Origin of the sequence: Devosia honganensis, from assembly GCF_042648785.1 — a bacterium.
Lineage (GTDB): Bacteria > Pseudomonadota > Alphaproteobacteria > Rhizobiales > Devosiaceae > Devosia > Devosia honganensis.
The window spans coordinates 1-10,360 of sequence record NZ_JBHRYD010000017.1; the positions used below are offsets into that span (position 1 = coordinate 1).

10 protein-coding genes are annotated in these 10,360 nt (G+C 67.2%); 7 read left to right on the plus strand and 3 right to left on the minus strand.

The features are described 5' to 3' along the window. Positions 1-549: 549 nt before the first annotated feature. The 6 genes from ACFOOL_RS16205 (at position 550) to ACFOOL_RS16230 (ending at position 6,283) form a co-directional block, all read left to right on the plus strand. Positions 550-1,701 (plus strand): extracellular solute-binding protein, encoded by a 1,152-nt coding sequence (locus tag ACFOOL_RS16205; RefSeq protein ID WP_380098409.1) that lies wholly within the window; start codon positions 550-552, stop codon positions 1,699-1,701. Beyond that, on the plus strand, positions 1,698-2,585 hold the full coding sequence (locus tag ACFOOL_RS16210; RefSeq protein WP_380098410.1) for an ABC transporter permease: 888 nt from the start codon (positions 1,698-1,700) through the stop codon (positions 2,583-2,585). The genes ACFOOL_RS16205 and ACFOOL_RS16210 overlap by 4 nt, the downstream gene beginning before the upstream one ends. Before the next feature lies 1 nt (position 2,586). Further along, the gene (locus tag ACFOOL_RS16215; RefSeq protein ID WP_380098411.1) at positions 2,587-3,411 is read left to right on the plus strand and encodes an ABC transporter permease; all 825 of its coding nucleotides are present in this window, start codon (positions 2,587-2,589) and stop codon (positions 3,409-3,411) included. A 190-nt stretch (positions 3,412-3,601) separates the two neighbouring features. Further along, complete coding sequence (locus ACFOOL_RS16220; protein ID WP_380098413.1) at positions 3,602-4,639, plus strand: ABC transporter ATP-binding protein; 1,038 nt, start codon at positions 3,602-3,604, stop codon at positions 4,637-4,639. A 1-nt stretch (position 4,640) separates the two neighbouring features. Continuing rightward, positions 4,641-5,477, plus strand: a complete 837-nt coding sequence (locus tag ACFOOL_RS16225; protein WP_380098414.1) for a glycerophosphodiester phosphodiesterase — start codon at positions 4,641-4,643, stop codon at positions 5,475-5,477. After that, complete coding sequence (locus tag ACFOOL_RS16230) at positions 5,474-6,283, plus strand: inositol monophosphatase family protein (RefSeq protein ID WP_380098415.1); 810 nt, start codon at positions 5,474-5,476, stop codon at positions 6,281-6,283. The genes ACFOOL_RS16225 and ACFOOL_RS16230 overlap by 4 nt, the downstream gene beginning before the upstream one ends. 3 nt (positions 6,284-6,286) lie before the next feature. Here ACFOOL_RS16230 and ACFOOL_RS16235 read toward each other — a convergent pair whose 3' ends face one another. From ACFOOL_RS16235 to ACFOOL_RS16245, 3 genes are read right to left on the minus strand one after another with little or no spacing between them, the layout of a single operon-like run. Next, positions 6,287-7,084 carry an ABC transporter ATP-binding protein gene (locus ACFOOL_RS16235; RefSeq protein ID WP_380098417.1) on the minus strand — a complete coding sequence of 266 codons (798 nt, stop codon included), beginning with the start codon at positions 7,082-7,084 and terminating at the stop codon, positions 6,287-6,289. Next, positions 7,077-8,117 (minus strand): FecCD family ABC transporter permease, encoded by a 1,041-nt coding sequence (locus tag ACFOOL_RS16240; protein ID WP_380098418.1) that lies wholly within the window; start codon positions 8,115-8,117, stop codon positions 7,077-7,079. Before ACFOOL_RS16240 ends, ACFOOL_RS16235 begins: the two co-directional genes overlap by 8 nt. Further along, positions 8,114-9,136, minus strand: a complete 1,023-nt coding sequence (locus ACFOOL_RS16245) for a FecCD family ABC transporter permease (protein WP_380098420.1) — start codon at positions 9,134-9,136, stop codon at positions 8,114-8,116. The genes ACFOOL_RS16240 and ACFOOL_RS16245 overlap by 4 nt, the downstream gene beginning before the upstream one ends. A gap of 96 nt (positions 9,137-9,232) precedes the next feature. Here ACFOOL_RS16245 and ACFOOL_RS16250 point away from each other — a divergent pair, with 96 nt between their 5' ends. After that, complete coding sequence (locus ACFOOL_RS16250; RefSeq protein WP_380098421.1) at positions 9,233-10,147, plus strand: ABC transporter substrate-binding protein; 915 nt, start codon at positions 9,233-9,235, stop codon at positions 10,145-10,147. The last annotated feature ends 213 nt before the right edge of the window (positions 10,148-10,360 follow it).

Here is a 10,360-nt window from a genome sequence, read left to right on the forward strand (position 1 = left end):
CAATACCCAGAACTGACTGTCAGGCATCTCTCCGAACACCTGTCAGGAATGTCTCCGGGCTTTACATTTATCCCGGCAATCCACTCCGCCGCGGCATCGCATGGACCACCGGGACGAGCCCGGTGGTGACGATGGGGAAGGGTGCTCGTCCCGGCAAGCCGCCTCCCACGCCGCTTCTCCCTCTCTTCCCGGGGAACGGGCGGAGCCCTTGCACATCTCGTCCCAGCCCGTTGCACACGTGCGCAATCGGCGCATTGTCATCAAAGCGTTACCTGCCCCGATTAACAAGGCGGGCGATTTGTCGGCGAATGCACTTGTGTGCAATCGGCAAACGGTGTTGTCTATGGTCGCGTGACAGCGGCGGCATGGCAAGACCCGACAGAGATTGGGCGACCCTGCCGCAGGTCATTGCACCGAGGGGGAGGCCCATGAGGTGGGCGAGCCGGCGCCGGTCCGGGCTCGCCAGCAGCGACCCGGTCGCGACACCGCCTCCGCGACCGGCATGAGAAGCGCGGTGGTCCTTTGGCCGCCAGGATGGGAGACTGAACAATGAAACGTCGTGACTTCATGATTTCGGCCGCCGGCACCGTGGCCGGCATGGCCCTACTGCCCCGCATGTCCTTTGCCGCCGAAGGCGTCATCGACTGGTACACCAGCTCGGACAGCAATATCTTCGACTTCTGGTCCAACACCGTTAAGCCCGCCTTCGAGGCGGCCAATCCGGGAATCACCATCAACCTGGTGGACGCCGGCGACGGCGCCGGCATCATCGCCATCGGCGAGCGCGCCATTGCCGCCAAGCAGACCGGCGCCGACCCGCAGGCCGACTTCTTCGAATCCGGCAATGCCCAGCTTCCCTTGGACGCCATCGACGCCGGCATCTATGTGAACATGAAGGAAGCCGGCCTTTCCAACTATTCCAAGGTCAATCCGCTGGCCTTCGATAGCGACTACAGCCTGCCCTATCGCGGCAGCCAGGTGCTGCTGGCCTATGACACCACCAAGCTCGATCCGGCCGACGCGCCCAAGACCTGGGACGAGCTGGTGGCCTGGATCAAGGCCAATCCCGGTGAATTCGTCTATAACCGTCCCGACAAGGGCGGCTCGGGCGGCAATTTCGTGCGCCGCGCCATCCATCAGGCCAACGGGCTGGATCCGTCCCTGTTCACCGTGGACAACTACACCCAGGAATTCGGCGACGAAGCGCTGGGCAAGGCCTGGGAACTGCTCAAGGACATCGCGCCCTCGCTCTACGACAACGGCGCCTATTCCTCGGGCAATACCCAGTCCATCCAGTTGCTGGCCCAAGGCGTGGTCACCATGACCCCGGTGTGGTCCGACCAGATCCTGCAGGCCATCGACCAGGGCGTGCTGCCCGAGACCACGGGCCTGGTGCAGCTCCAGGATCTGGCACTGGTGGGCGGCTTCACCCGTTCCATCGTGCTGGAGAACGGCGTCAACCGCGATGCCGCGCTCAAGCTGGCCGATTTCATCCTCTCGGAGGAAATCCAGAGCGCCATCCTCACCGAACTCGGGGGCTTCCCCGGCGTGAGCTGGGATTATATCGCGCCCGAACTGCGCGAGCGCTTTGCCGATATCGTGCCCCAGTCCATCCCCACCTTCCCGAGCGGGGCCTGGGAAGCGGCCATCAATGACGGCTGGTATCGCAATGTCGCGCCCAACGTCGATCGCGACTCGTGACCGAACTGTCTGAAGGAGCGGCCCGCCCGCTCATCGAAACCACGGGTGACAGCAGGAGGCCAACCGGCCTCCTGCTCGTCGCCATCCCGGTATTGCTGATGGCCTGGCTCATCATCTGGCCCATTTTCAGCGCCATCGGCCGCACCATCTGGCGGCCCGATGCCGAGGGCGTGCCCGGCTTCAACCTCTCCAGCTACGTCTTCTTCTTTTCCGACCAGTACAGCATCAACAATCTGCTGGTGACCTTGTGGACCACCGGCATGTGCGCGCTGCTGCTGCTGGCGATCTGCCTGCCCATCGCGCTCTATCTGCGCTTTTCGGCCGGCCGCCTGCCGGCCTATGTGCAGGCCATGGCGATCTTTCCCATGTTCGTGCCCTCGATCATCCTGGCCTATGCCTTCATCCGCGTGCTGGGGCCCAACGGCATGGTCGACATCCTGCTCAATTCGGTGGGCCTGCCCAAGATCAGGACGCCCTATCTCACTCCCTGGGGGCCGGTGATCGGCCTCGTCTGGGACAATATTCCGCTGACCGTGCTGATTCTCCTGGCAGGCCTGGGCAATGTCGCCAATGCGGCCATCGAGGCGGCGCGCGACGTCGGCGCCAGCCGTTTGCAGGTGTTTTGGCACATCATCCTGCCGCGCATCTCCAATTCGGTGCTGGTGGCCATCTCCTTCGCGGTGCTGGGCATTTTCTCCGCCTTCACCCTGCCCTATCTGCTGGGCCCCGCCTCGCCCGAGATGATGGGACCGTTCATGAACCGCACCTTCCGCGAGGTGAACGATCCGCTCAACGCCATCACCCAGGCGGTCATCACCTTCGGCTTCTGCATCGCCTTCGGCCTTTTCTATGTGCGCTCGGTCGCACGCAGTCAGGGAAAGTGACATGACCGTTCTCGCGCCTTCCCGTCCCCGCCTCGACTGGACCGGCATCGTCTTTGCGGTGCTGCTGTCGCTCGCCGTGGTGGTGCCGCTGCTGGTGGTGGGCACCTGGGCCTTCACCGAGGTCTGGCGCTACCCCAATGTCGTGCCGCAGCAATTCGGCCTCAGGTTCTGGAACCAGACGCTGAGCCGGCCGGACGTGTGGGGAGCGCTGTTCCTCAGCCTGCAATTGTCCACCGTGGTTACCCTGCTCTCGGCGGCGATCTGCCTGCCGGCGGCCTATGCCTTCGCGCGCATGGACTTTCCCGGCCGCACCGCGCTGTTCTTCTCGTTCCTGGCCGGCCACGCCTTTCCCAAATTCGGTCTCTTGATCGCCATCGCCGCCATCTTCCTCCAGCTCAATCTCATCGGCACCTTCTGGGGCGTGGTGCTGATCCAGCTCGTGGGCACCCTGCTGTTCATGATCTGGATTCCGGTCGCCGCCTTCCAGTCGGTGGACCGGCGCATGGAGGAGGCGGCCCGCGATGTCGGGGCGGGACCGTTCCGGGTCTTCTGGTCGGTCACCCTGCCCCAGGCCGGGCCCACCATCGCCGCCGCCGTGCTGCTCAGCTTCGTGGGCACCTTCTACGAGACCGAGGGCGCCTGGCTGATCGGCGCGCCGGGCATCCGCACCATGCCGGTGCTGATGATCTCCTTCATCAACAACCAGATGGTCATCCAATATGGCGCCGTGCTCTCGGTCATGCTCTGGGTGCCCTCCTTCATCGCCCTGATGTTCGCCCGCCGCGTCATCGGCGGCGGCGCCTTCGCCCGGGGGTTCGGCGCGTGAGGGCAGGTTCTGCGAGAATGTCTTGGTACACGCGGTGTCATCCCCGCGAAAGCGGGGATCTCCGTTTCACCTTGGGAGCAGAGATTCCCGCTTTCGCGGGAATGACCCGGAGTTTGAAAGCTGCTCAGCTCAAACCCACCGCCTTCCACCTGAAAATTCCCAACCGATCCTGTTGGACCGGGAGTAGATAATGTCCGTTCTTCAAATCTCAGACGTCACCAAGATCTTCGCTTCCGGCAATGTCGTGGCCGTCGATACCTTCTCGCTCGAGGTCGCCGACGGGGAGCTGGTGTGCCTGCTCGGCCCCTCGGGCTCGGGCAAGTCGACGCTGCTGCGCATGGTGGGCGGGTTCGAGCGCCCCAGCGGCGGCCTCATCACCATCGATGGCGAGGACATCACCCATCTGCCGCCCGAAAAGCGCCCCACCGGCATGGTGTTCCAGAGCCATGCGCTGTGGACGCATATGAACGTGTTCAAGAACCTCGCCTTCGGCCTGAAGCTGCGGCGCCTGCCGGCGGACGTGATCAAGCAGAAGGTCGAAGCCGTTCTGGAACTGGTCGGGCTGGGCGGCTATGGCACCCGCCATGTTAGCCAGCTTTCGGGCGGCCAGCAGCAGCGCGTGGCGCTGGCGCGCTCGCTGGTGCTGGAGCCCAAGATATTGCTGCTCGACGAGCCCTTTGCCAGCCTCGACCAGCATCTGCGCGAGCGCCTGCGCGAGGAGGTGCGCGACATCCAGCAGCGCCTCGGCATCACCACGCTGTTCGTCACCCACGGGCAGGACGAGGCGCTGGCCATGGCCGACCGCATCGTGGTCATGCGCGACGGGCGCACCGAGCAGATCGACCGGCCCGACGTGGTCTATCGCGAGCCCCAGACCCCGTTCGTGGCCGGCTTCATCGGCACCATGAACCTCATCGAGGGCGAGGTGTCCGGCGGCCGCTTCCGCCGCGCCGGCCTCGCGGTCGAGCTGCCGGTCGCGGACGGGCCGGCTATCCTGGCGGTGCGCCCCGAGGCGCTGGAGCTTTCCGCGTCCGACGCCGGCGCGGCCAGGGTGCACCGGGTCACCGATTACGGCACCCACGGCCTCGTCGATCTCGATCTCGAGGACGGCACGCGGCTCAAATCCATGGTGTCCCATCCGGACCTGTTCGGGTCCGGCCAGCGGGTCGCCCTCGCGCCGAAGGCGGTCGCCGCCTATCGCGGTGATGTCCGCATCTACCGGAGCTGACATGGACGCGCCCCTCCATATCGACCGCGACGGCCACCGCACCAGGCTCAAATGGCATCGGGGCCGGCGCAAGGCCGCCGACCCGGCCTTTACCGGCGCCCGCATCGTCGAGGCCATGCGGCTGGGGGCGAGCGTCGAGGTGGATCTGGTTGTCCACGCCGATCACGGCTTTGCCATACTGCACGACCTGACCCTCGAGCGGGAGACCACCGGGCGGGGGCGGGTGCGCGACACGGGGGCCGCCGCCTTGCGGCAATTGCGGCTGCGCGGCAATGACGGCGAGCCTCTCCCCGACCGGGTGATGCTGCTCGAGGATCTGTGCGCCCTGCTCGGGTCCGAGCCGCCCCATCCCGAGGCGCTGCTGCAACTCGATTTCAAGCAAGACGCTTCGGCGCTCGATCCCCTGACGGTGGCGGGCTTTGCCAGCAGCGTCGGGCCGCTGCTTGCCAATCTGGTGCTGTCGGGCGGGGACGCGGATGCTAACGATGTGCTGACATTGGCCGCACCGATGCTGCGGACCGGCTACGACCCCTGCTACGGCCCCTCGCTCGACCGCTTGCGCGCCACCGGAGACTATCGCCGCTTCACTCGGGAGGCCCTCGCTGCCGCCCCGAAGGCCGAGATCGTCTATCTCCACCACGAGATCGTGCTGGCGGCCGACCGCGCCGGCTACGACATGATCGGGGCCATCCACGATGCGGGGCGCCGCGTCGATGCCTGGACCATCAGGCAGGTCGACGACGCGACCCTTTCACAGGTCGGCCGCCTGCTGGCGCTCAAGGCCGACCAGATCACCACCGACGACCCGGAGGGGCTGTTCGCGGCCTTCGACACATGACCGACCATGGCAGGATTCTCGACGACATGATCGCTGCCGCTCGCGAGGCGGGTGAGCTAACCCTTGGACATTTCAAGCATTTCCGCGATCTGGAGATCGGCGTCAAGGGGCCGGGCGATTTCGTTTCCGATGCCGACCGCGAATCCGAACAGCTCATTCGCCGGCGCCTGCTGTCGCGCTATCCGGACTGGAGCCTGACCGGCGAGGAGTTCGATCCGGTCGAGGGCACCGACCCCGAATACCGCTTCCTGGTCGATCCCATCGACGGCACCACCAATTTCATCTACGGCCAGCATTACACCATCACCATCGCCCTGCGGCGCGGCCGGGAGACGCTGTGCGGACTGGTTTACAATCCCGTCGCCGACGAGATGTTCACCGCCATCAAGGGCGGCGGCGCCTTTCTCGATGGCGAGCGCCTCCATGTCAGCCGCTCGACCGATGTGGGTCTGATGGCGGTGGGAACGGGGTTGCCGACGCCGAATTTGTCTTTGTTCCCGGGGGCTTACGAGCGCCTCGGGGCCATCCGCGCGCCCATCGGCGCGGTGCGCATCGTGGGCAGTGCCGCCAATAGCTGCGCCTATGTCGCCTGCGGGCGGCTGACCGGCTATTTCGAGGAAACCGGCTTCGGGGATACGGCGGCGGGAATCCTGCTGGTCGAGGAGGCCGGCGGCATCGTCACCGACTGGTGGGGGCGCGGCCCGGAAATCTACGAAAAGACCGGCGCCCTCATCGTCGCCAACCCGGCCACCCACGCCTATCTGCTCGACCAGCTCCGCGACGTGCCGCGCAAGGACCCGGCCTGACGCCTACACCCGGCGGTGCGGAATGCAGAATGGGCGCTGATGCACCGGGTCGGTGAGGATGGCGGCGTCCACCTCGAAGACTTCGGCAATGCCCTCGGACGTCATCAGCTCCTCGGGCGCGCCGCGCCGATGCACCTTGCCCCGATGCACGAAGACGAGCTGGTCGGCATAGCGGGCAGCCAGGTTGAGGTCGTGCAGCACCAGCACGATGGTGCGGCCCTCCTCGCGATTGAGGCGCGCGACCAGCTCCAGGCAGTCGAGCTGGTGGGCCATGTCGAGATGGTTGACCGGCTCGTCGAGGCAGATGACTTCGGTTTCCTGGGCGAGGACCATGGCGATCCAGGCGCGCTGCAACTGGCCGCCCGAGAGCGAGCCGATGGGGCGGCGGCGCAGCGCCTCGACGCCGGTTCCGGCCATGGCGGCGGCCACCGCGGCGTCGTCGCGCGGGCTCCAGGGCTGGAGCATGGCCTGATGCGGATAGCGGCCCAGCCGTACCAGCTCCTCCACCGTCATGTCCTGGGGGGCGCTGGGGCTCTGGGCCAGCAGGCCGATGCGCCGGCCCAGCGCCTTGCCGTTGAGCGTGGTGATGTCCTCGGCATCGAGCAGCACATGGCCGGAGCGGGGGGCATGCAGGCGCCGGATGGCCCGCAGCAGGGTGGACTTGCCGCAGCCATTGGGGCCGGCCAGCACGGTGATCCGGCCGCTGGGGATCGGCAGGTTCAGCGCATCGAGCACGATGTCGCCGCCATAGGCCAGGGTCAGCTCCCGCACCTCGATACGGCTGGCCGGCGCGTCATCCATTGGTCTTGTCCTTGCGCATGAGCAGATAGAGGAAATAGGGCGCGCCGATGATGGCGGTGAGCGTGCCGGCGGGCACCTCCAGGGGTGCGAAGGCGACGCGGACCAGCAGGTCGGCGCCGATCAGGATGATGGCGCCGAGCAGCATCGCGGCCAGCATGCCGGCGGCGCGGGCCCGGCCGACCAGCAGGCGCGCCAGGTGCGGCGCCATCAGCCCGATGAAGCTGACCCCGCCCACGAAGGCGACGGCGCCGGCGGTCAGCAGCGCGGCGAGAAAGAAGATGAAGATGCGGTAGGCGGGCAGGTTGAGCCCGACGCTGCGCGAGGAGATGTCGTCGAGGTCGGCGGGCGGCAGATGGCGCGCGGCGATGGCGGCGATGAGGGCGGTGGGCGCCAGCACGGCCAGCATGAGCTGGATTTCGCTCCAATTGACGGTGTTGACGGCGCCGGCCAGCCAGCGCGCCGCCTGCGCGGCCTGGTAGACCGGCCCGACCAGCATGAAGATGGTGGTGAGGGCCTTGCAGGCGGCGGCCACGGCGATGCCGAAGAGCAGCAGGCGGATCGCCGAGGACGCCTGGCGCCCCGAGAGCAGGAAGACGAGGCCGATGGCGCAGATGGCGCCGAGCGCGGCGGCCAGGGGCTGGAAGGCGACGGGGACGGTGAGCGCATTGGCCTCGTTGGCGAAGATGGCCATGAACAGCACCACCCCCAGCGCGGCGCCATCGACCACGCCCAATATGCCGGGCGAGGCCAGTTCGTTGCGGGTGATGCGCTGGAGCAGGTAACCGGCCAGCGCGATGGCGGCGCCGGCCAGTGCGGCGGCGGCGACGCGCGGCAGCCGCAATTGCAGCACCACCAGCCTTTCTGTCCTCGCGCCGCCGCCGAGCAGCACGTTGGCGACGGTGTCCAGCGGCACCCAGGTGGAGCCGAAGCCGATGCCGGCCAGGAACAGCAGCACGAAGACGGCCGCGACCACGAGCACCACGCCGCCGCCGGAAAGGCCCGGGCGCGCCGGGGAAAGCGCGGATATGGTCATGCGAGCCTCCGCATCAGCAGTGCCAGCAACGCCGCCGCCCCGACCACGGCGGTGACGGCCCCCACCGGCGCCTCGACCGGATAGATGACGAAACGCGCGGCAACATCGGCGAGCGTCGTATAGATGGCGCCGGCCAGGGCGGCGGCGCAAAGCTGGTGGCGATGGCGCAGGCCGACGAGACGGCGCGCGATATGGGGCACCACCAGGCCAACAAAGGCCACCGGCCCGGCCATGGACACGGCGGCGCCGGTCAGCAGGGCGACCGCGACGAAGGCCACGCCCCGCACCGCGGCCAGCGGCACGCCGAGGCCGGCGGCGGTGGCGTCGTCCGCCTGCAGCGCATCGAGCGCGCCAGCCAGGGCGAAGGCGCCCGCCGCGCCGAGCGCGACCACCGGCAGGCCGTTGAAGAACAGGCTGATGGGCCGGTCGACGAAGGCGCCCGAAAGCCAGAACAGCAATTGCTGCAATTGCGCTTCGTTGCTGGTGAGGATGACCTCCACCGCCGCATGGGCGAGGCTGGCGAAGGTGACGCCCACCAGCACGATCTTGAGCGGGGAGAGACCGCCCGCCCCGGCGGCGACGCCGAAGACCACGATGCTGGTGAGCAGCGCGCCGGCGGCGGCGGCCAGCGACAGCCCGACCAGCGACTGCACGCCCAGCACCACCGTGGCCAGCACCACCGTCAGCGAGGCGCCGGCATTGAGCCCCAGCGTGTCGGGCGAGGCGATGCGGTTGCGCGCCAGGGTCTGGACCAGGACGCCCGCCATGCCCAGGGCCGCGCCGACCAGCGGGGCGATGAGTGCCCGCGGCAGCCTCAGGCCGGCCAGGACCGTCGCGGCCTCCGACCCGTCATTGGCGAACAGCGCCGCCCAGACCTGGGCCGGCGAATAGAGCCGGTAGCCCAGCGTCATGCTGGCCAGCATGGCCAGGCAGAGCGCGGAAACGAGGGCCAGATAGACCGGCATCCGCGACAGGGCGGCACCCGATTCACGCGTGGCGATTGCGGCGATCGCGGCCACGGCAGCTCCATTGTTGATGTTGACAGTCAGATTAAATTCTGCTGGATGAAGCCATCCAATTTCTGAACAACCCTGTCAAGTTTTATGGAGGCATCGATGACGTCCCGACGCACATTGCTGCTGGCTCCGCTGCTGGCCTGCCTGCTGGCCGTGCCGGCCAGTGCCCGCGAAATCACCCACGCCATGGGCGTCACCGACGTGCCGGACGCTCCCCAGCGCATCGTGGTGCTGACCAATGAGGGCACCGAGGCCCTCCTGGCGGTCGGCGTCACGCCGGTGGGCGCCGTACGCTCCTGGCTGGGCGATCCCTGGTACGACCACATTGCCGCCGACATGGCGGAGGTCACGGTGCTGGGCGAGGAATCGGCGGTGAACCTGGAGGTTCTCGTCTCGCTGGAGCCGGACCTGATCCTGGGCAACAAGCAGCGGCACGAGGCCATTTACGAGCAGCTTTCGGCCATCGCCCCCACCGTGATCTCCGAGCGTCTGCGCGGCGACTGGAAGATCAATATGGAACTCTATACCGAGGCGGCGGGCAAGGGCGAGGAGGGCAGGGCGGCGCTGGCCGCGTTCGATGCGCGCATCGCGGCGTTGCACGAGGCGCTGGGCGCGTCGCTCGAGGAGGAAATCTCCATCGCCCGCTTCATCGCCGGCCAGACCCGCATCTATTTCAAGGACAGCTTTTCGGGGCTGATCCTGGATGAAATCGGCTTCAAGCGCCCGGCCGCGCAGGACAAGCCGGAATTCGCCGAGGAGATCACCAAGGAGCGCATCCCCGAATTCGAGGGCGATCGGCTGATCTACTTCACCTATGAGACCGGCAATGGCGAGGCCGACACCCAGGCCGCCGACTGGCTGGCCGATCCGCTGTGGCAGAACCTGGCGGTGGTCAAGGCGGGCAAGGTGCATGAAGTGTCCGACGCCATCTGGAACACCGCCGGCGGCATCATCGCGGCCAATCTGCTGCTCGACGACCTCGAAGCCATCTACGGTCTCGCCTCGACCCGCTGACCGGAAGTCGAGTCGCATCCTATTCCCGCCGCCCCGGCCTTCCCGCCGGGGCGGTTCGCTGTTTTCTCCCCTGCCATTCCCATGTTCCCCCCATTGCCGGGAGTGTTCATTTCGGGCTCTTGGCTCAATTTATCCCCCACACCGGGCTTCCCTCGGGCTTGTGTGGATGATTTTTGCTTTACTGCTTGCATCAGCCGGGATGCGCATCCCGGC

Bases quoted from the DNA above. Each gene is read 5' to 3' on its own strand.
- ACFOOL_RS16240 (WP_380098418.1), bottom strand. From the start codon at position 8,117: ATGACCATATCCGCGCTTTCCCCGGCGCGCCCGGGCCTTTCCGGCGGC.
- ACFOOL_RS16225 (WP_380098414.1), top strand. From the start codon at position 4,641: ATGGACGCGCCCCTCCATATCGACCGCGACGGCCACCGCACCAGGCTC.
- ACFOOL_RS16205 (WP_380098409.1), top strand. From the start codon at position 550: ATGAAACGTCGTGACTTCATGATTTCGGCCGCCGGCACCGTGGCCGGC.
- ACFOOL_RS16220 (WP_380098413.1), top strand. From the start codon at position 3,602: ATGTCCGTTCTTCAAATCTCAGACGTCACCAAGATCTTCGCTTCCGGC.
- ACFOOL_RS16230 (WP_380098415.1), top strand. From the start codon at position 5,474: ATGACCGACCATGGCAGGATTCTCGACGACATGATCGCTGCCGCTCGC.
- ACFOOL_RS16215 (WP_380098411.1), top strand. From the start codon at position 2,587: ATGACCGTTCTCGCGCCTTCCCGTCCCCGCCTCGACTGGACCGGCATC.
- ACFOOL_RS16235 (WP_380098417.1), bottom strand. From the start codon at position 7,084: ATGGATGACGCGCCGGCCAGCCGTATCGAGGTGCGGGAGCTGACCCTG.
- ACFOOL_RS16250 (WP_380098421.1), top strand. From the start codon at position 9,233: ATGACGTCCCGACGCACATTGCTGCTGGCTCCGCTGCTGGCCTGCCTG.